11 protein-coding genes are annotated in these 22285 nt (G+C 58.9%); 7 read left to right on the top strand and 4 right to left on the bottom strand.

The window, feature by feature from the left end; translation table 11 throughout:
* The first annotated feature begins 19 nt into the window (after positions 1-19).
* The 4 genes from recC to ACP86_RS09160 all read left to right on the top strand — a co-directional run bounded on the left by recC (position 20) and on the right by ACP86_RS09160 (position 11052).
* Positions 20-3646 (top strand): exodeoxyribonuclease V subunit gamma, encoded by a 3627-nt coding sequence (gene recC, locus ACP86_RS09175; RefSeq protein WP_053113406.1) that lies wholly within the window; start codon positions 20-22, stop codon positions 3644-3646.
* Positions 3643-7365: an exodeoxyribonuclease V subunit beta gene (gene recB / locus ACP86_RS09170; protein ID WP_053113405.1), complete on the top strand. Its 3723-nt coding sequence runs from the start codon at positions 3643-3645 to the stop codon at positions 7363-7365. The genes recC and recB overlap by 4 nt, the downstream gene beginning before the upstream one ends.
* Positions 7362-9635, top strand: a complete 2274-nt coding sequence (gene recD / locus ACP86_RS09165) for an exodeoxyribonuclease V subunit alpha (RefSeq protein WP_053113404.1) — start codon at positions 7362-7364, stop codon at positions 9633-9635. The genes recB and recD overlap by 4 nt, the downstream gene beginning before the upstream one ends.
* Before the next feature lie 67 nt (positions 9636-9702).
* Complete coding sequence (locus ACP86_RS09160; RefSeq protein WP_053113403.1) at positions 9703-11052, top strand: sensor domain-containing diguanylate cyclase; 1350 nt, start codon at positions 9703-9705, stop codon at positions 11050-11052.
* Here ACP86_RS09160 and ACP86_RS09155 read toward each other — a convergent pair.
* Positions 11049-12854, bottom strand: coding sequence for an ABCB family ABC transporter ATP-binding protein/permease (locus tag ACP86_RS09155; RefSeq protein ID WP_053113402.1), 1806 nt, complete (start codon positions 12852-12854; stop codon positions 11049-11051). The two genes, ACP86_RS09160 and ACP86_RS09155, sit on opposite strands and share 4 nt — an antisense overlap.
* A 252-nt stretch (positions 12855-13106) precedes the next feature.
* Between ACP86_RS09155 and ACP86_RS09150 the strand changes: the two genes are divergently transcribed.
* From ACP86_RS09150 to ACP86_RS09140, 3 genes are all read left to right on the top strand, one after another.
* Positions 13107-14837: an ABC transporter transmembrane domain-containing protein gene (locus ACP86_RS09150; RefSeq protein ID WP_053113401.1), complete on the top strand. Its 1731-nt coding sequence runs from the start codon at positions 13107-13109 to the stop codon at positions 14835-14837.
* An 89-nt stretch (positions 14838-14926) separates the two neighbouring features.
* Positions 14927-16204, top strand: a complete 1278-nt coding sequence (gabT, locus tag ACP86_RS09145) for a 4-aminobutyrate--2-oxoglutarate transaminase (RefSeq protein ID WP_053115502.1) — start codon at positions 14927-14929, stop codon at positions 16202-16204.
* Positions 16205-16409: 205 nt separating this feature from the next.
* Complete coding sequence (locus ACP86_RS09140) at positions 16410-17174, top strand: VC0807 family protein (protein WP_008176596.1); 765 nt, start codon at positions 16410-16412, stop codon at positions 17172-17174.
* Positions 17175-17276: 102 nt separating this feature from the next.
* Here ACP86_RS09140 and gyrB read toward each other — a convergent pair whose 3' ends face one another.
* From gyrB to ACP86_RS09125, 3 genes are all read right to left on the bottom strand, one after another.
* The gene (gyrB, locus tag ACP86_RS09135) at positions 17277-19691 is read right to left on the bottom strand and encodes a DNA topoisomerase (ATP-hydrolyzing) subunit B (protein WP_053113400.1); all 2415 of its coding nucleotides are present in this window, start codon (positions 19689-19691) and stop codon (positions 17277-17279) included.
* A gap of 55 nt (positions 19692-19746) precedes the next feature.
* Positions 19747-20874 (bottom strand): DNA replication/repair protein RecF, encoded by a 1128-nt coding sequence (recF, locus tag ACP86_RS09130; RefSeq protein ID WP_053113399.1) that lies wholly within the window; start codon positions 20872-20874, stop codon positions 19747-19749.
* 128 nt (positions 20875-21002) lie between these two features.
* Positions 21003-22274, bottom strand: coding sequence for an ABC1 kinase family protein (locus ACP86_RS09125; RefSeq protein WP_053113398.1), 1272 nt, complete (start codon positions 22272-22274; stop codon positions 21003-21005).
* Positions 22275-22285 lie beyond the last annotated feature (11 nt).

Below are 22285 nucleotides of genomic sequence, written 5' to 3'. Positions count from 1 at the left end.
ACACCAGACAAGGAAATTCATGGCCGCACTCTCCACCGAGCCCACCGAGCAACGCGCCAGGATCGAACCCGGGTTTCACGCAATCCACGCCAACCATCTGGAAGACTTGCGCCGGGCCGTTGTCTACATCTGTCGGCACAACCCCATGCCGCCACTGGAGAGCGAGACCTTCCTGGTGCAGAGCAACGGTATTGCCCAGTGGCTAAAGCTGGCGCTGGCGGAGAAGCGCACCGAAGATGGCCTTGAGGGCGGCCTTGGGATTGCCGCCGGTATGGATTTCCTGTTCCCGGCCCGGTTTATCTGGCAAGCCTACCGGGCCGTGCTTCCGGACGGTGAGGTACCGGAACAGTCGCCCTTCGACAAACGGCGGCTGGTGTGGCGGCTGTACCGGTTATTGCCACGTCTGGTGGGGCAGGACGAGGCCTTTACACCGCTCGCCCGGTTTCTGGAAGGTAACGATCCGGACCTGCGCAATTTCCAGCTGGCCGAAAAGGTGGCCGATCTGTTTGATCAGTACCAGGTGTTCCGGGCCGACTGGCTGGCTGCCTGGGAGCAGGGCAAGGACGTGATTATCACGGCCCGGGCCGAGGAAAAGTCGTTGGATGCGGAAACCCGCTGGCAGCCCCTGCTCTGGCGCCGGCTGGTTGAGGATGTGGGCGCAGACGCTCATACCAGCCGCTCCCAGATCCATACCCGGTTCATGGAACAGGGCCAGCGACTTCAGGCGCCGGCCAACCCGTCCCGGCTGCCAACCCGGATCGTGGTGTTTGGCGTCTCGTCGCTGCCACGGCAAGCTCTGGAAGCCCTGTACGTCCTGAGCCGGTTCAGTCAGGTGGTGCTGTGTGTTCACAACCCCTGCCAGTTCTACTGGGCCGACATCATCAGCGACCGGGAACTACTCACCGCCGAACGCAAACGGGGCAGGACCCATCCGACACTTTCCGCCATTGAGGATCCGGACCAGCTGCACCAGCACGCCAATCCACTGCTGGCCGCCTGGGGCAAGCAGGGCCGGGACTACATCCGGCTGCTGGACGAGTTCGACAACCCGGACCAGTACCGGGGCAGCTTCCAGACCCCCGACCAGAAAATTGATATTTTCTCGGACCATGGCAACGAGGACGCACCGCGCCTGCTGCATCAGCTGCAGAACGATATCCACAACCTGACGCCCCTCCAGGAAATCCGCCAGCAACAACGACAACTGGATATTCAGCGGGATCATTCCCTGGCGTTCCACGAGGCCCACAGCCCCCAGCGGGAAGTGGAAATTCTGCACGATCAGCTTCTCGCCGCCTTCAACGTCGATCCCACGCTGCGGCCCCGGGACGTCATCGTGATGGTGCCCGATATCAACGTGTACGCGCCCCACATCCAGGCCGTATTCGGCCGCTACCAGCCGGGCCGGAAGCGCCACATTCCCTTCACCATTTCCGACCAGGGCCAGCGCCACCACGAGCCGGTGCTGATTGCCCTGGAAACCCTGATGTCACTGCCCCGCAGCCGTTTTGCGGTGAGTGAGATCATCAGCCTGCTGGAAGTACCCGGCATACGGGACCGTTTCGGGATCAATGAAGACGAGATCCCCCTGGCTCGTCGCTGGGTCGAGGGCGCCAATATCCGCTGGGGTCTGCACGGCCAGCACCGGGAAAGCCTGGACCTGCCCGCCGAGCTGGAGCGCAACACCTGGCAATCCGGGCTGCGTTCGATGCTGCTGGGCTATGGCATGGGCGACGATGAGCCCTGGGCCGGTGTGGAACCCTTCGGGGAAATCGGGGGCCTGCAGGCCAGCCTTGCCGGCCGCCTGAACGACTTTGTGCATCAGCTGGAAACCCTCTGGCAGGCGCTGCAGACCCATCGCACACCGGACGAATGGGAGGGCCTGTTCTCAGAGATGCTCGGGCAGTTCTTCCATAAGGTCGAAGGCAGCGACCTGTTGCTGCTGAACCGTTTCCGCCGCCAGTTGGCGCAGTGGCTGGAAGACGCCCTGGCAGCGGGCCTTGAGGAACAGACCCTGCCCCTGAACATCGTCAAGGATGTGCTGCTGGAGGGGCTGGATGAAGGCGGCCTGAACCAGCGTTTCCTGGCCGGCAAGGTCAATTTCGCCACCCTGATGCCCATGCGGGCCATACCCTTCCGGAAAGTGTGCCTGCTGGGCATGAACGACGGCGACTATCCCCGCTCCCGGCCGCCGGTGGATTTCGATCTTATGGCCCAGGATTACCGCCCGGGGGACCGCTCCCGCCGGGAAGACGATCGCTACCTGTTCCTGGAAGCCCTGTTATCCGCCCGGGAGCAGCTTTACATCAGCTGGGTAGGCCGCAGCATCAAAGATGATTCGGAACGGCCGCCGTCGGTTCTGGTGGGGCAGCTTCAGGATCATCTGGACAGTCTCTGGTCCGTGGCAGGGCAACCCGAAACCAAGGTCATCGAGGCACTCACTACCCAACACCCTTTGCAGCCGTTCAGCCGGAGCTATTTCCCGAAAGCCAACCGGCTGGAGGAGGGTGGAGAGGGGGAAAACAGTTCGCCCCGACCCCTGGCCGAGGTGTTGGAAGCACGCCGGTTATTCACCTACGAGCGGGAATGGCGCAGTGCCCATGGTGGTGAGGCTGCCGCGCAGACACAGTCGGCACTACCTTACCAGGCGCCCGAAGAGCCCATCAGCCTGAACGATCTGGCGGCTTTCCTGAAAAAGCCCATCGACACCTTTTACCAGCGCCGGCTGCAGGTGCGCTTCGAGGATGTTGAAGACGACGACACCGACAACGAGAATTTCGAGCTGGACGGCCTGGACCGCTGGCGCCTGGACAACGAGCTGATCCAGAACGGGCTGCTGAAAGCCAGCAGCGAAGAGGAACTGCACGACCGGTTGCAGGCAACCCTGGACCGCATGGCGCGACGCGGCGACCTGGGTATGGGCGTGACCGAACACCGCCTGCGTTCCGAGCTGGCGGGGCGCTTGCCCGATCTGTTCGAGCGTTACCAGAACGCACTGGCTGACTGGCCGGAAGCGGTTGCTGAACCGCTGCCCTTTGATTACTGGTTTGAAAGCGCCCTGGGTTCGGTGGAAGTCGCTGATCTGATCGACAACCTGCGCTGCAATGCCCAGGGCGAGCTGTGCCGGCTGGTGGTGGCCAGCTCCAGCCTGCTGACCGGCTCCGGTTCAAGCAAGAAAGTACGCTATGCCAATCTGATACGGGACTGGCTGATCCATCTGAGCGGCCAGCTCGGCGGACAACCCTTTGAAACCCTGGTTCTGGGCAAAGAGGAGGGGCGAAAATTCCGCTTTGCCCCATTGCAGCCGGAACAGGCCAGACCGCTGTTCGAAGCGGTACTCACCCGGTGGATGGAGGCCACCACCCGGGCGTTGCCGCTTCACTGCGAGGCCGGCTTTGCCTGGATCACCAGTTTCTACGGCAGTAAAAAGTATGTCGGTGACCATGAACGAGCCATATCAGAGGCGCAGCAGGCCTATACCATTGCTCTGGAGCGGGATACCGGTTACCTGAGAGGAGCCTTTGAAACACCGGAGCTGCTGATGGCCAGCGGTGAATTCGAAGCCCTGCTGCATCAGCTCTACGTGCCGGTTTGGGAAGCCGAGCAGGACAAATCGGCTGCAGATCAGATCGGAGGCCTGGAATGACCGAGCAGATGACCAACCGGAATCCGAACCTGGATCCCCTGGCACTGGCCCTCAACGGCAGTGCTCTGATTGAGGCCAGTGCCGGCACCGGCAAAACGTTCACCATCGCGATTCTGTATGTACGCCTGGTGCTTGGCCACGGCCAGCCGTCAGACAGCCCGCTGCAAAACCTGCTACCTCCCAACCTGCTGGTGGTTACCTTTACCGAGGCCGCCACCAAGGAACTTCGCGACCGCATCCGCACTCGGCTCACCCAGGCAGCGGAGGTGTTTTCGGAGGCTGCCGACGAGCCCAACCCGCCCGCGGAAACGGCGCTGATCTATCAGCTACGGGATGAAAGCTACCCGGATCCGGCCAGCTGGCCGGAATGCCGCAAGAAGCTGCTGTTGGCCGCCGAATGGATGGACGAGGCGGCGGTATCCACCATCCACAGTTTCTGCAATCGCATGCTCAGCGAGCACGCCTTCGACAGCGGCAGCCTGTTCAAACTCACCCTGGAAACCGACCAGAGTGAGCTGCTGGACGAGGTCGCCCGGGATTACTGGCGCACCTTTGTTTATCCGCTGCCCCCGACGCTGATGGAGGAGGCCCTGAGCCACTGGAGAACGCCGGGGGATCTGCGCCAGGGTATTCGCAACCTGATTGATGATCCGCAAAGCCTGGGCACACCACCGGACAGCGTTTATCAGGCCATCGATCAGGTGGTCCACCGGCGTCTGGAACAGTCACAGGCCCTGAAGGGTCACCCGTGGAGTCAGTGGCATGGGAAGGTCATCGACCTGCTGAACGAGCTGAACAAGAGCAAGCGGCTTCACGGCGCCAGCAAGAATGCCATGATAAAGGTCTGGGAATTTCTGATTGCCTGGGCGGAATCCGACGACCTGTTACCCGAAAAAATCGACACGGCTGCGGGTTTTAAAAATCAGACACCCGAGGGTCTTAACAACATTCTTAAAGGCGATGAAGCCACCCCCCATCACCCAGCCTTTGACGCCATCGAAGCGTTGCTGGATTTCAGCCAGAACCAGCCCAGCGCGAAATCCGATATCCTGCGCCACGCCAGCCACTGGATTGCCGAGCGGCTGGAGTCGGAAAAACAGAAACGCTCGGAGATGGGCTTTGACGATCTGCTCACCCGGCTGGACGATGCCCTGCACGGCGCCCGGGGCGACCAGTTGGCGGCCACCATCCGCCGCCAGTTTCCGGTGGCCCTGATCGACGAATTCCAGGACACCGACCCGGTGCAGTACCGCATCTTCGACCGCATCTACGATGTCGCGGACGGCGATCAAGATACCTGTCTGCTGATGATCGGCGATCCCAAGCAGGCCATTTACGGTTTCCGGGGTGCCGATATCTACACCTACCTGCAGGCCCGGCAGGGCGTGAAAGAGCGCACCTACACACTGGGTAAAAACTTCCGCTCCGCCAAAACCATGGTGGCGGCGGTTAACCGGGTATTTGAACACAGCGACCAGAACAGCCGTGACGGCGCCTTCCTGTTCGGCAAGGGCGATACCTCACCGCTGCCGTTCCAGGGTGTGGACGCCCATGGCACCAAACGAAGCTGGTCGATCAACGGGGAAGTGCAGCCCAGCCTGGTGTTCTGGACCCACGAATCCGGGGAAGAAGACAGGGACGGCAATCCGAAAGGTATGGCCAAGGGCACTGCCACCGCCGATGTGGCGGAAACCTGCGCCAGTGAGATCGCCCAATTGCTGACCCTGGGCCAGGCCGGGCAGGCCGGTTTTGCGCGGCCCGATCATCCCGAGGATCTGGAGCCGGTTGCCCCCAAAGACATCGCGATACTGGTCAACAACCGCAACGAGGCCAGCGCAGTTCGGGAGGCTCTGGGCCAGCGACGTATCAAGAGTGTGTACCTGTCAGACCGTGATTCGGTGCTGACCTCACGGGAATCACAGGAAATGCTCTGCTGGCTTCGGGCATTTGCCGAGCCCCGGCAGCTGGCCTATATCCGCGCGGCCCTCGCTACACCCACCCTCGGTCAGTCCTGGCATGCCATGAATCAGCTGCTCACCGATGAGCTCGTGCTGGAACGGGAAATCGAGCGTTTTATTGGTTACCAGCAGCAATGGCAGAAGCAGGGTGTACTGCCCATGCTGCGAACCTTCCTGATGGATTTCGAGGTGCCAGGCCGGTTACTGCAACGCCCTGACGGCGAACGGCGGTTGACCGACATTCTGCACATTGCCGAGTTGCTGCAGCAGGACAGTCTGCAACTGGACGGCGAACATGCCCTGGTGCACCACTACACCCAGATTCTGCGTGCAGCCGACGAGGAAGATGAACACCGTACCCTGCGGCTGGAGAGTGATGCCGGCCTGGTGAAGGTCATCACCGTGCACAAGTCCAAGGGCCTGGAGTACCCGCTGGTATTTCTGCCCTTTGGCACAGCTTTTCGCGCCCAGAGTGAAAAGCAGGCCTTCGTGCGCTATCACAATGACCAGGGCAGGCTGGTCACGGTATTCGACCCGTCGCCGGACGACGTGGCCAGGGCTGACCGTGAGCGCCTCGGCGAGGATATCCGCAAGTTCTACGTAGCCCTGACCCGGGCCCGCTTCGCCACCTGGGTCGGCACGGCGGCCCTGGACAACTGGCAGCAAAGCGGACTGGGCTACCTGATTGCCGGCGAAGGGCAAAGCCGTATCAGCGATTGCCTGGGGAAACTGGCAGAGGGCAGAGCAGAGATCCGGATAACCCCGTTACCGGATCCGGACGATACGCACTACCACGAACCGGCGCCCGAAGCGCTTGGCCCGGCCATGGTCTCTTCCCGTGAGGCCAGAGAGGACTGGTGGATTGCCAGCTACTCCTCCATCGAATACACCGGCATGACCGGCACCGGGATCGCGTTTACCGGTGAGGTGGAAGATGCCCAGACCCAGAACCTGCTGGAAGAAAGTACCTTGGACGAAGAGGAAAACCCGGCTCAAATGGCCAACCAGTGCAACCAGCATAACTTCCCGAAAGGCGCCGGACCCGGCACCTTCCTGCACGAATTGCTGGAATGGTGCACGCAACAGGGGTTCCAGCGGGTTGTGGATAACCCGCCGCTGCTTCATGAACAACTGACTCGGCGCTGCGGGACCCGTGGCTGGAACGAGTGGGTGGAGTCGCTGGAGCGCTGGTTGCTGGCATTGATCAGCAAACCATTGAGCCTCGACCGGGCCGGTGCAGAAACCGTCTGCCTGGCGGACCTGACCACCCTGCGCCCGGAACTGGAGTTCTGGTTTGAAAGCCGCAACGTCAGTATCCGGAAACTCGACGAGCTGGTAACCGCGCACACCCTGAATCACGCGGACCGTCCCCGAGTCGAGGAGACCCGATTCAACGGGATGCTCAAGGGGTTTATCGATCTGGTGTTCGAACACAACGGGCGCTATTACGTGCTGGACTACAAATCCAATACCCTGGGCGAAGACGACAGCGCCTATACCGATCAGGCAATGGGCAACGCCATCCTGGATAAACGCTACGATCTGCAATACGTGCTCTACCTGCTGGCCCTGCACCGGCTGCTTAAAGCCCGTTTGCCGGATTACGACTACGACCGACACATTGGCGGCGCGGTGTATCTGTTCCTGCGAGGCATTGATTCCAGCACAGGTGGCGCCTTCACCGATAAACCGTCCAGAGTCCTGATTGAACAACTGGATGCCCTGTTCGATGGCGAGTCCGTTGGGGAGGTGGCCGCATGAGCCGTTCCCGTTCCCACACCAGAAAGTCCGACCATCAGATTGACCTGTTCGCCGAGAACACCGGTCCGGAAACGTCGACCGTAACGGCAACCGGTGATACCACCCTCGATATCAACGATCTGCTCTCGAGCCCGGATAAAACCGAGGTTCTGCTGGTGCACTGGCAGCAGGCGGAGTGGATCCGCCCGCTGGATGTGGGGTTCGCCCGGCTGATCCGGGAGCTGTCGGAAGAGCAGGGCGAACGCCCGCACCCGCTGGTTCTGCTGCTGGCGGCACTGGTGTCGCATCAGGTGGGTCGTGGCCATGTCTGCGTCGATCTGGGCAATCTCCTGACCGATCCCGGGAATACCCTGTCACTGCCGCCTGAGGAGTCGGTCCAGGAGCCGCTCACCGATTCAGGCACCAACGAACGGGACCGGCCCAAGCCCGCCGAAGTGCTTGCACTTGTAACGCTGCCGGAATGTTTGAGCATACTGGAAAGCGCCTGCGCCGTAAGTGATGGCTCACATACAACACCACTGGTGCTGAACGAGACCCGGCTCTACCTGCGGAGATTCTGGCGCTACGAGCAACGTATCGCTGACGGCATCCGGCACCGGCTGGCTCTGCCGTCGCCCCTGACAGACCCGGAATCCCTGCCCGCCCGCACCCTGTCTCTTGCGCTGGACACCCTGTTTCAGTCGTCAGAACCGGTGGATTACCAGAAACTGGCCTGTGCCCTGGCGGCTCGAAACCATTTTGCCGTTATCACCGGTGGGCCCGGCACCGGTAAGACCACCACCGTGGTCAACCTGCTGGCGGCCTTGCAGGCGGTCGCCGGGGAATCCCCAGAGCGGGCGGGTCGGAAATACCGGATTCGCCTGGCCGCCCCCACCGGCAAGGCCGCTGCCCGGCTGAACGAATCGATCGGTGGGGCGGTCAGCCGCTTGCCGCTTGCCGAGCTGCCGGGCAACGTGGACCTGAATGATATTCCTACCAGGGTCACGACCCTGCATCGCTTGCTGGGCAGCCGGCCGGATACCCGCAAATTCCGCCATAACCGGGACAATCCTTTGCCGGTGGATATCCTGGTCATCGACGAGGCCTCGATGGTGGACGTGGATCTGATGGCATCGGTGTTCGATGCCCTGCCCGCCAACGCCCAGCTGATCCTGCTGGGCGACAAGGACCAACTGGCCTCCGTGGATGCCGGTGCGGTTCTGGGAGAGCTGTGCCAGCGGGCGCTGCAGGCCCACTACACACCGGAGACGGCCCAGTGGCTGGCCGTCATGGCCGGAGGCGAGATACCGGAGTCACTGGTGGACGAAACCGGCCAACCCATGGATCAGGCCGTGGCCATGCTGCGCAAGAGCTACCGGTTCCGGGAGGACAGCGGTATCCGCGCCTTTGCCGAAGCAGTGAATACTAATGCGCTTGATAACGGCGTGTTGCGCCAGATCCGGGAAGCAGAATTCGACGATGTCATTTTGCTTAACAGCCGGTCGAAAAGTGGGGACACAGAAGACACCCTGGACCTGGTGTGTCGACATGCCATCACCGGCTCACCCGAGGCATTCCGAAATGCCGGGCAGGGCCGGCAAGTGAATGGCCAGAGCCTGCCACCACCAGTTGGTTACCGCCATTACCTCGAACGCTTGCAGAATCATGGCCTGAACGAAAACAGCCCCCGCGAAGACTGGGATGCGATGGCGGTGCAGCTCCTTGAAGCCTTCAGTGACTTTCAGGTGCTCTGTGCCCTGCGCAAGGGCCCCTGGGGCGTGGAAGGCCTGAACGACCGGATCGCAAGGCAGTTACTGGGTGAAAAACTGATCCCGCGGGCCGAGGGCTGGTATGAGGGCCGGCCTGTGCTGATTACCGGCAACGACTACAACCTGGGCCTGATGAACGGCGACATTGGCATTGCCGTCAACGTGCCCTGGGATCGGACCGACACCGGTGAGCCCCGCTATACCCTGCGGGTGGCGTTTCCGGATAGCGACACCGCTGGCGGTATCCGCTGGATCTCGCCCAGTCGTCTGCAGCAGCTGGAAACCGTGTACGCCATGACGGTGCACAAGTCCCAGGGTTCGGAGTTCAACCACACCTGCCTGGTGCTGCCAGACCGCCTGAGCCCGGTCCTGACAAAAGAGCTGGTCTATACGGGCATTACCCGGGCCCGGAACTGGTTCAGCCTGATTGCCGGGGATACTCTGGTGCTCAGGGAGGCCGTCTCGCAACAGGTCACCCGGGCCTCAGGATTGGCGCTCGCGCTTGCGGAATCTACTGACTAATGGGTATCGCCTCCGGCGACAGGTTCTTATATGATCGCCGGAAATTCTCTGACAAGCAGTATATGGAATGCCCTCTCATTCTTTTTATCTTCAGCAAGACGAAGCCTCCCGTCTAAAAACCATCCTTGATGGCACCGCCGCCGGCACTTGGGAATGGAACGTTCAGACCGGGGAAACCATTTTTAACGAGCGCTGGGCCGAAATCATTGGCTACTCATTGGAAGAACTCCAACCGATTTCCATTGAAACCTGGATGAAGCACGCCCACCCGGACGATCTGGCTCTGTCCGAGCAGAAGTTAAATACTCATTTCCGTGGCGACTCAGAGTATTACGAGTGTGAAGCGCGCATGCGTCATCGCGACGGCCACTGGGTCTGGGTCAGAGATTATGGTCGCCTCGTCAGTCGGACACTTGAAGGCGAGCCCGAGTGGATTTCCGGAACGCACATAGAGATCTCCAGCAGCAAGCAGTACGAACAGAGACTGGAGCAAATCAAGGCTGAGCAACAGCAAACGATCCAGCGTTTTGAAAAAATGGCGTCGCTCTTGCCGGGTGTGGTGTTCCAGTTCGAGATCAGACCGGACGGAACCATGACGTTTCCCTATGCCAGTGCCGGCATTGAACGGGTCTATGGTGTCACCCCTGAACAGGCACGGGAAGATGGTTCGATCGTTTTCAACGCGATCCACCCGGAAGATCTCAAATACGTAGAGCAGACCATCAATCTCTCCCGGAGCAGCGGCGAGAAATGGATCTGCGAGTATCGGGTGGTAAACAACGGTGTCACCAATTGGGTTCTGGGTCGTTCGCAGCCCGAATTCAAACCGGACGGCACAGTAGTCTGGCACGGTGCCATCCTGGACATCACATCTCAAAAAGCACTGGAAGAGCAGCTCCGGAAAAGTTCGACCATCGACGACCTGACAGGCGTAGCCAATCGCAGGCGCTTTACCGAGGTTTTGTCTTGGGAATTTGAGAGGATGAAACGAAACGGAGCCGGCTATGCAGCAGTACTGCTCGATTTTGACTGGTTCAAGAAAGTGAACGACCGTTACGGGCACCACATCGGCGACCTGGTGCTCAAGGAAACGGCTCACCGAATCAAGAGTGAACTACGGTCTGGTGACACTCTCGGACGGATCGGTGGCGAGGAGTTTGCTGTGCTCATGCCCCAAAGCGATGAAGGCAGTGCCAGACAACTGGCTGAACGCCTAAGACAATCCGTCGAAGAGTTGGAATTTGTTGGCTTCAAGGAACTCCGGGGCACCATCACCTGCGGCGTCGCAATCGCTGACCGGGCCGACGAGAAGCCCAGCCAGATTCTTGTGCGAGCCGACCAGGCTATGTATCGGGGTAAAGCGCAAGGCCGGAATCAAGTGGTTGTGTTCCGGTCGTCGGAACAGGACACCGACTAGGTTTCGCCATCCTTGCTGTCGGATTGATGCTGCTGCGACCAGAGCCGGGCATAATGGCCCCTCCGGGCCAACAAATCCAGATGGTGTCCGCTCTCCACGATTTTTCCACCCTCCATCACAAGGATGCTGTCCGCATCCATAACAGTGGACAGCCGGTGCGCAATCACTAGTGTTGTTCGCCTTTGGCTCACTTCCTTGAGCGCCGTAAGGATGGCCTGCTCCGAGAGTGAATCCAGGGATGACGTAGCCTCATCCAGGATCAGCAACGGCGGGTTCTTCAGAATCACCCGGGCAATGGCCACTCGCTGCTTTTCGCCACCAGAGAGCTTCAGGCCACGCTCGCCAACCTTCGTCTCGTAACCCTCCGGCAGGCTGTGGATAAAGTCTTCCAGGTGAGCCATTCGAGCCGCCCGATAGACCTCTTCCTCGGTGGCTTCCGGCCGGCCATAGGCCAGGTTCCGGTACAGGGTATCGTTGAACAGCACGGTATCCTGGGGCACCACACCGATCGCCGACCGCAGGCTGTCCTGGGTCACATTTCGGATATCCTGGCCGTCGATCCGTACGGCGCCCTGATCGACGTCGTAAAAGCGGAACAACAGGCGGGCGAGGGTAGACTTGCCCGCACCACTGGCGCCCACCACCGCCACCTTGTGACCGGCCGGGATGGAAAAATTCACATCCTTCAGAATCGGACGGTCAGGGCGGTAGGCAAAGTGGATGTGTTCAAACTGGACTTCGCCTTTATCCACAACCAGCTCGGTGGCGTCCGGGGCATCTTCAATGGCCGGTTTATCCCCCAGCAGTTTGAACAGGCGCTCGACATTCACCAGGGCCTGCCGGATTTCCCGATAGACGAAACCCAGGGCATTCAGGGGAATGAACAGTTGGAGCAGGTAGGCATTGATCATGGTGAAGTCACCGAGGGTGATCTCTCCGCTGGCCACCTCCCGAACAGCCATGGCCATGATCACGATCATCGCCAGACCAATAATCAGTGCCTGACCGGAGTTAAGCGCGGCAAGGGACAACCGGTTTTTCAGCCGGGCCTGTTCCCAGTCGTCCAGATCAACGTCGTATAACTGCGCCTCATAGCGTTCATTGTTGAAGTATTTGACGGTTTCATAGTTCAGCAGGCTGTCTATGGCCCGCGAGTTCGACTGGTTATCCCGGGCATTGGCTTCGCGCACGAATTTCGTCCGCCACTCGGTGATCTTGATGGAAAAGACCACATACACCACCACGGCCACCAGGATCGCCAGCACATAACCCACGTTGAACACCACGAAAAGAATGCCGGCGACCATCAGGATCTCCAGCAGGGTGGGCACAATGTTGAACAGGGTAAAGCGGAGCAGAAAGCTGATGCCGTTGGTACCCCGCTCGATATCCCGCGCCAGGCCACCGGTCTTTCGATCCAGGTGGAAGGCCAGTTCCCGCTGGTGCAGGTGCTCGAACACTCGCAGGGACACCCGGCGCATGGCCCGTTCAGCTACCCGGGCAAATACCGCATCCCGAAGCTCATTGAACAGGGTGGCGCCAAAGCGCAACGCGCCGTAAGCCACCACAAGGATCACCGGGATCCAAAGCAGCATGTCCGCGCCGCGGTTCTGGTCGAGGTAGTCGACGATGTATTTCAGGGCAATGGGCGTGGCAACAGTCGCCAGCTTGGCCAACACCAGCAAAACCAGGGACAGGACTACCCGGCCGCGGAATTCGGCGAGATAGGGCCAGAGGCCTGAAATGATTTTCCAGTCCGGTTTATGATCTGCCGGGTAATCGTTGTCGGCGTAGGCTCTCAATTCATGTTCCTTCCGCTTCGGAGTAGTCGAGCGCGCGGGTGGAGCAGCTTGCCAGGACACGCTGTAAATACGTCCCTGTACGCTCGGCGAAAGCCATCCCTGGCTTTCGACGGTCCTGGCAAGCTGCTCCACCCGCACGCTCTTGCGTAGCTGTATGATAGGTCTTGTATGGAGTACAAACCGTATTGTTAGCGGAGTCTACAGCACCCCGTATCCAGGAGGCACATCATTAACACTCGTCACCGCAAGGCCCTGAGACTGGTCATCGACTTTATCAGCCCCTATCGCCGGGCCGTCGCAGGTGCCCTGGTGGCGCTGATTTTTACGGCCGGTATTACGCTCGGGTTAGGGCAGGGTTTACGTATTCTTGTCGATCAGGGATTAGCCACCGAGTCGCCGGAGAATCTGGCCAGAGCCATCGGTCTGTTTTTCATCCTGGTATTGGGGCTCGCATTTGGCTCGTTTGCCCGGTTCTATCTCGTGTCCTGGATCGGCGAGCGGGTGGTGGCGGATATTCGCAAGAAGGTGTTTAACCACCTGATTGATCTTCATCCGGGCTTTTTCGAGCAGAACCGGGCCCTGGAAATCCAGTCCCGGTTCACCGCCGATACCACGGTTCTGCAGTCGGTGATTGGCTCCACCGTTTCCATTGCGCTGCGCAATGCCCTGATGCTGGTCGGGGGGTTGCTGCTGCTGTTCATCACCAACGCCAAACTGGCGAGCATTATTCTGCTGGGCTTTCCCCTAGTGATCGCGCCTATTCTGTTCTATGGCCGGCGGGTGCGGGCTCTTTCCCGTTTAAGCCAAGACCGGGTTGCCGATGTTGGCAGTTACGTGGGCGAGAACCTCACGCAGATCAAGACCGTTCAGGCCTTCAACCATCAGCCCCACGACCGCAAATATTTTTCCGAAGTGTCTGAACGGGCGTTCGAGATCGCCCGCCAGCGTATCCGTCAGCGCGCCTGGCTGACCACACTGGCCATTTCCCTGGTGATGGGCGCTGTGGGCATCGTTATCTGGATAGGGGGCCTGGACGTTATTCACGGCCGGATCAGCCCGGGTGAGCTGGCAGCCTTTGTCTTCTACAGTCTTCTGGTGGGTGTTGCTGCCGGCGCCATCAGCGAGGTCATCGGCGAGTTGCAAAGGGCTGCGGGGTCGGCGGCGCGGCTGTTTGAACTGCTGCAGACGGAGCCGGCGTTTGAGCGCAAAGAGTCGACGCTGAAACTGCCTGAACACGTGCAGGGAGCAATCCGGATTGACCGGCTCAGCTTCAGCTATCCGGGGCGGCTGGAACAGCCCGCGCTGACGGATCTTACGCTTGAAGTTAAAGCTGGCGAGACCCTGGCCCTGGTGGGCCCGTCCGGAGCCGGCAAATCCACCCTGTTTGATCTGTTACTGCACTTTTACCAGCCGACAGGGGGCCGAATTCTGATCGACGGTCTCGACACGGCCGAGCTGTCTCTCGATGCCCTGCGCCGGTGTTTTTCACTGGTGCCTCAGAATCCCGCCCTGTTCCATGGCACCGTGGCCGACAATATCCGCTATGCCCGGCCCGATCCCAACCAGGAGGATGTCGAACGGGCTGCGAAAATCGCCCATGCCCATGATTTCATCCAGAGCCTGCCAAAGGGCTACGAGACGCCACTCGGGGATGCTGGCCTGGGCCTGTCCGGTGGCCAGAAGCAGCGTCTTGCCATTGCCCGCGCGCTGCTGGCCGATGCCCCGATCCTGTTACTGGATGAAGCTACCAGTGCCCTGGATGCGGAAAGTGAAAACCTGATCCAACAGGCTATGCCGGCGCTCACCGCCGGGAGAACCACCCTGGTGATTGCCCATCGACTGGCCACTGTCCGGGACGCTGACCGTATTGCGGTATTGGACCAGGGACGCCTGCTGGCAGTAGGAAGTCACGAGGAGTTGATGCGCCATAACGCCCTCTATCAGCGCCTCGCAAAACTGCAGTTTCGGGACGATGCCGCCTGAGGGAGACAATAGTCGGTTTGTTTCCTGTGACCGTACTACTTACACTGGTAGGTGAAACTTTCGAACCTGAACCCAGGGAGAATGGCAAAGTGAGCAATAAAGAATTGCAGGCACTCAAAGAACGCTACGTTGCGGCGGGCGCGGCAAGTCCCAACGAACAGTTTGCCGACCATGCAACGAATGCAGAGCTGTGGGATGCAGACGGCAAGCGCATGATCGATTTCGCCGGCGGCATCGGCGTACTGAACATCGGCCATCGCCACCCGAAGGTGGTGGAAGCGGTCAAGGCACAGCTGGACAAGCTGATGCATACCTGCCAGACGGTTATGCCCTATGAGGGCTACGTGAAACTGGCGGAGAAGCTCAGCGGTGTGGTTCCTGTGCGTGGCCACGCCAAGGTAATGCTGGCCAACTCCGGTGCCGAGGCCCTGGAAAACGCCATGAAGATCGCCCGTGCAGCGACTGGCAAAACCAACGTCATCTGCTTCGACGGTGGTTATCACGGCCGGACCTTCTACACCATGGCCATGAACGGTAAGGCAGCGCCGTACCAGACGGATTTCGGCCCCATGCCCGGCACCGTTTATCGCGCGCCTTATCCGGTTCCGTACCACGGCGTCAGTGAAGATGAAGCACTGCGTGGCCTGAAAATGGCCATGAAAGCCGATTCCCCGGCCCGCAACACCGCAGCGATCGTTATCGAGCCGGTGCTGGGTGAGGGCGGCTTCTACGCGGCTCCGACCAGCTTCCTCAAGGAAATCCGCAAGATCTGCGACGAGAACGATATCCTGATGATCGCAGACGAAGTGCAGAGCGGTTTTGGCCGGACCGGCAAGATGTTTGCCATCGAGCACAGTGGCGTTGAGCCGGATCTGATGACCATGGCCAAGAGTATGGCTGATGGCATGCCGATTTCCGCCATCGTCGGTACCGACAAGTACATGGACGCGTCCGGCCCGAACTCTCTGGGCGGCACCTACACGGGCAGCCCGACCGCCTGTGCGGCAGCCCTGGCCGTATTCGACGTGTTCAAGGAAGAGGACATCCTCGGCAAGTCCCAGGCGCTGGGCGAAAAACTGAAGCAGCGCTTCAGCCAGTGGCAGGAACAGTTTGCCCACGTCGACAATGTGCGCAATCTTGGTCCCATGGCTGCGTTTGAGCTGGTGGAAAGCAAGGAAAGCCGTACGCCGAAGCCGGAACTGGCAGCGGCGGTAACCAAGAAGGCGAAGGAGAAGGGTCTGATTCTCCTGAGCTGTGGTATGTACGGCAACACCTTGCGGTTCCTGATGCCGGTCACCATCGAAGACGAGGTGCTGGAAGAAGGACTGGCGATTGTGGAAGAAAGCCTCAAGGAAGTGGGTGCCTGATCGGCGCTGACGTTCAAGAGGAAACAGAAAAGCCGGGCATAAGCCCGGCTTTTTTATGCCCGTTTGGAAAGCGTCTATTCAGCCAGACCGCCGCTTCTGTGTGCGGTGACGGCGGTTACGTCCACACTTGTATTCATCGTATACTGCCCAGACTACTCCGGCAGTGCCTTCCGGCCTGCTCCAGTTTCACCAATCAGGCTAGAACATGACGTCTCCGAGCTCCGCCAACGTTCCGGACCACAAGCCAAGGCCCTGGGTCGACTTGCTGGTCAGTATTATCATTCCATCCGTTATCCTGATGAAGTTCAGTGGCGAAGAACATCTGGGCAGCGTGAACGCACTGGTCATCGGCCTGGCGTTTCCACTGGGCTGGGGGTTGTTCGAACTGATCAAGTACCGCAAGAAAAACTTCATTGCGGTACTCGGTCTGGTCAGTGTCGGGCTGACAGGCGGCATTGGCCTGCTTGAGCTGGATGCGGGTTGGTTAGCCATCAAGGAAGCCGCGATTCCCGCGATTATAGGTCTGGCGGTACTGGCTTCCACACGAACCAAGTACCCTCTGGTACGCACCCTTCTGTATAACCCAAGTGTTCTGGATGTCGATAAGATCCATAAGACCCTTGAAGAACACAATCGGGTTGAGGAATTCGAGGCCCGCCTGCTCAAGGCGAGTTACTTCTTTGCGGGCACCTTCCTGTTTTCATCCATCATGAACTACGTGATTGCTAAATGGATCGTGGTCAGCCCGTCCGGTACCGAGGCGTTCAATGAGGAGCTTGGTCGGATGACCCTGGTGAGCTATCCCATGATCGCCATTCCTTCCATGATTATGATGATGCTGATCTTTTATTATCTCTGGCGCACTATTCGCCGGCTGACCGGGTACACGCTGGAAGAGGTGATGGCACCGCATCTGGCGGAGAAAGAGAGGGAGCGAAACGAATCGTCGGAATCGAGCACCGGTAAATAAAACCTCCAGGGGTCGGTCGTTGCCGAACAGGATCGAAAACAAAAAAAGCGGCGAAGGTTTGAAGCCTTCGCCGCTTTTTTTGTGCCTTTTGGACGGTTGTGATCAGACGTCCAGGTTGGTCACTTCCAGGGCATTGGTCTGAATGAAGTTACGACGCGGTTCGACATCGTCGCCCATCAGGGTTGTGAAGATCTGGTCTGCCGCAATGGCGTCTTCGATCGTCACTTTCATCATGCGGCGGGTCTCCGGATCCATGGTGGTTTCCCACAACTGCTCTGGATTCATCTCGCCAAGACCCTTATAGCGCTGGATATTCAGACCGCGCTGGGCCTCTTTCATCAACCAGTCCAGGGCACCTTCGAACGACAGCACCGGCTGCTTACGCTCGCCACGTTGGATATAGGCGCCGTCTTCAATGAGGCCATCCAGAGTTTCACCCATGCGGGCGATCGCTGCGTACGAGGATGATTCAAAGAACTCATGGCCGAATACATGCTCGTAGGGAATGCCATGCACGTAGATGGTTACCTTCGGCAGGTACAGCGCCCGCTCGGTATCCTTGGTGACCGAGAAGGTGTATTTGGTACCGGTGCGGGTATCCAGGTCCAGGCCATCGCCGAGACGCGCAACCCAGCGAGCCACGGAAGCTTCTTCCTTCAGATGCTCAGGCTTGAGCGTGACGTTCTGCAGCATCTGCTCCAGCACTTTGGCCGGATAGGCCCGAGACAGTCGCCCAATCATGTTCATGACCGCCTGGTAGTCCTTGACCATGGTTTCCAGAGCGGAATCCTTGATCGCCGGGGCTTCCGGGTTCACATAGAGCTGGGCACCTTCCAGAGCGGTCTGGGTGAGGTAAGCTTCCTTGGCCTTCTCGTCCTTCAGGTACTGCTCCTGCTTGCCACGCTTGACCTTGTAAAGCGGCGGCATGGCGATAAAGACATGGCCACGCTCGATGATTTCGCGCATCTGACGGAACAGGAAGGTCAGCAGCAGTGTCCGGATGTGAGAACCGTCCACGTCCGCGTCGGTCATGATGATAATGGAGTGGTAACGCAGTTTATCGGGATTGAATTCTTCCCGGCCGATACCACAGCCCAGAGCCGTGATCAGGGTGCCCACTTCTGCAGAGGACAGCATCTTGTCAAAGCGGGCTTTTTCCACGTTCAGGATCTTACCTTTCAGCGGAAGGATTGCCTGGGTCTTGCGGTCACGGCCCTGTTTGGCGCTACCACCGGCCGAGTCACCCTCCACAATGTAAAGTTCGGAAAGGGCGGGGTCCTTCTCCTGGCAGTCGGCCAGTTTGCCGGGCAGACCGGCGATATCCAGGGCGCCTTTGCGGCGAGTCATGTCACGCGCCTTTCGAGCGGCTTCACGAGCCCTGGCGGCTTCCAGCATTTTGTTGACGATGAGTTTGGCTTCGTTCGGCTGCTCCTGCAGGTACTCCGCAAAACTCTGGTACAGCTCCTGCTCAACCGCGGTCTTCACCTCGGAGGAGACCAGCTTGTCCTTGGTCTGTGAGGAGAACTTCGGGTCCGGAACCTTGACGCTGATGATGGCAGTCAGGCCTTCCCGGGCATCGTCACCGGAGGTCGCAACTTTCGCCTTCTTCCCCAGACCTTCCTGCTCGATATAGTTATTGAGGGAACGGGTCAGGGCCGCCCGGAAGCCGGCCAGGTGTGTGCCGCCATCGCGCTGGGGGATGTTGTTGGTAAAGCAGTAGATGTTCTCCTGAAAAGCATCGTTCCACTGCATGGAGACTTCCACCGCGATACCGTCTTCGCGCTCGCGATTAAAATGGAAAACGCGGTTGATCGGGGTCTTGCTGGAATTCAGATGCTCGACAAAGGCGCGCAGGCCACCTTCGTACTCGAAGACTTCTTCCTTGCCAGAACGCTCGTCGGTCAGACGAATGCGCACGCCACTGTTCAGGAACGCGAGCTCACGCAGACGCTTGGCGAGAATGTCGTAGTGGAATTCAATGTGGGTAAAGGTTTCCGGCGAGGGAATGAAATGCACCTTGGTACCCGATGCGTCAGTCTCGCCGACGGCTGCCAGAGGTGCATTGGGAACACCGTGGGTGTAGGTCTGCTCGTAAACCTTGTTGTCTCTACGAATGGTCAGGGTGAGGGTAGAGGACAATGCGTTCACCACCGAGACGCCCACGCCGTGAAGACCGCCGGACACCTTGTAGGAGTTATCGTCGAACTTACCGCCGGCGTGCAGCACGGTCATGATAACTTCCGCAGCAGAAACGCCTTCCTCTTCGTGGAGGTCCACCGGAATGCCACGGCCGTTGTCCTTCACGGTTACCGATTCGTCCGGGTGGATAATCACACCAATCTCTGAGCAGTAGCCCGCAAGCGCTTCGTCGATGGAGTTATCCACCAATTCAAAGACCATGTGGTGCAGGCCAGTGCCATCATCGGTATCCCCGATGTACATGCCTGGCCGCTTTCGCACCGCATCCAGCCCTTTCAAGACTTTGATACTGGAGGAATTATAGTTCGATTCACTCATTCGGAAACTCCTGAAGCGTGATAGGCCGGGGCATTCTTTGCTCTTCGCACCGGTCTTATTCTTCCGTCAATTTGCCATGTTCCACGTGGAACAATCTGTAATCCGGTGCATTACCCTCCGGCCAGAGCTGATCCACCATGGGACGCTCAATCGACGTGATAAACACCTGACAACGTAATGCCTGTAACCTGATAGCCAGCATGGCGCGATGGCCCTCATCCAACTCGGCGTTAATATCGTCGAGCAAAAAGGTCACCTGCTTGCCCATGTCACTCAACACCATGCCTTGGGCAATCTTCATCAAAATCACCAGGGTTTTCTGCTGGCCCCGGGAGAACGTTTCGGCAACAGGCCTGCCCTGAAACTTCAACCGGATGTCTGCGCGATTCGGACCATATAATGTGTGCCCGACTTTTCGCTCCTGATCCCGATGGTCTACCAGTAATTCTGCCAGCGGCCGACTGACATCCCAGCCCGGGTAATACTCGAGCTTCAGACCTTCGGTCCAGGGTACCTCTACTTCCCGAACCAGCTTTTCAAAAGCCAACTTGAACCGGCCAAAGGTGCCGGCACGGGCCTCAGTAATGCGCTCACTCAGGGTAGCGTACTGATGATCCCAGACACGCATTAAAGCTTCGTCTAGTCTACCATTTCTCAGCGTTTGATTCCGCTGTGATGTCACTCTCTGGCATTGTTGCCAGAGAGATCCAAAGGAAGGTTCCACGTGGAACACTAACCAGTCCAGAAATTTACGCCGCTTCCCGGGTCCACCTGCCACCACATCAAAAACACCAGGATCGATCACAGATACCGGCAGATGCTTGGCGAGGGCAGAAAGACTCCTGACCGCCTCACCATCCACCCGTAACATCGTTTCCTTCTGACCCACATCCCGGGATATTCCCAGGCGATGCACCAGATCGGTCTCGCTGCTATGCCTGCGTGGGTCCAACCCATGATCGAGACCACCAAACACCGTCAGCCGTTGTTCGCCATGACTCACCACTGCCTGGTGTCTGTTCACCCGAAACGAACGGCCCAATCCCAGATAACCGATGGCTTCCAGCACGCTTGTTTTACCGCTTCCATTTTCTCCATAAAGCAGATTAAACGAGGATGAAAAGCTGACCGGCGCCGACGACAGGTTGCGGAAGTTCTCAGTCTGGAATTTTACAAGCGCCATAGAAAAGCAGACTCGAAGGGGACGAGGGCAGGAAACAACACAAAACCCTTTAACGAAAAAGGCAGCGTTACCTTCCCGTCGGTAACGCTGCCCTAGTGTACAAAAGCCAATCGCTCAAGGCGACAGCCTCAGTGGAGCATGTTCAACCGTTCGTCCATGAACACATCCATTTCTGGTGCAAGGATGTGAACATAGCGATCGAAATACAGGAACTGTTTCAGTAGCAAAGCGAATTCCCTTGGAAAATGCAGGCCATGGCTTTCGCCGATCTTAACCATATCCATCAGGATATGATTAACATCGTCTTCTGCCTGCTCCGCCTCATAGGGAACCTCGTCGGGCACCATTCGGTCCATCTGCTGGTAGAGCCGTCTCAAATCGCTGGCCAGATCATCTGCCCGAACCGTCTGACGGGTAATACCGATTCGGATCATCGCGTCGGCCATTCCCTCGAAATTCCCAACCATAACGGCTGAAATGAAATCGCTCACCGCCTGCCAGGTATCCGGCTTGATACGGCCGACAATTCCGAAGTCGATAAAACCAACCCGACCGTCCTTGAGAACCATCAGGTTGCCGGCATGCACATCCGCGTGGAAAAACTCACATTGCGTCAGACTGGAAAACCAGGTGTTCATGGCCGTGATCAGCGTACGCTCCGGATCACGGGCGTAACCGCGGATACTTTCCAGATCGGTCAGGGACACACCGTGGAACCGCTCCATGGTCAGGATCCGCCGGGTGCTGCAGTGTTCAAACACCCTCGGTACTGCCGCATCTTCATTATGGGTAGCGTGCAGAAACTCCCGGAACACCTTCAGGTTGTTCGCTTCCTTGATGAAATCGCACTCTTCCATCATGGTCCGCTGGATTTCCTCGACGATACCGGACATGGAGGTCCAGGACAGTTTCGGTGCCAGAGTTTCCAGAATACGGGCAGACAGGTACAGGAAGTTCAGATCGGTTAAGAGAATGTTTTCCACACCCGGCTTCTGAACCTTGATCACCACTTCTTCACCGGAGACCAGACGCGCGGCGTGAACCTGGGCAATCGATGCCGACGCCAGGGCCACCGGATCGATTTCCGAATAGACTTCGTCCAGGGGCCGACCAAGCTCTTCCCGGATAATTCTCTTGATCACACCAAAGGGCAGGTTGGGTGTTCTGTCCAGGCAGTGCTGGAACTCCTCGACATACTCCTTAGGGAAAAACGTCGGGGAGCTGGCAATGAACTGTCCCAGTTTGATGTAGGTTGCACCGAGGGATTCAAACGTCTGCCTCAGCAAGCGCGGCGTTGGAGGGCGATCCCCCCGAAGCCAGTTGATCCCGGTGCGCCCGAGTACCGACACAGTCTGGCCAATCCTGAAGGCGCCTTTGATTCCATTCGTTACGGTACTCATCAATCTCATCT

The organism is Marinobacter sp. CP1, assembly GCF_001266795.1.
In the GTDB taxonomy this organism is placed as follows: Bacteria; Pseudomonadota; Gammaproteobacteria; order Pseudomonadales; family Oleiphilaceae; genus Marinobacter; species Marinobacter flavimaris.
Note: the sequence above shows the minus strand (reverse complement) of the source record. Positions and strands in the feature narration are given on the sequence as shown.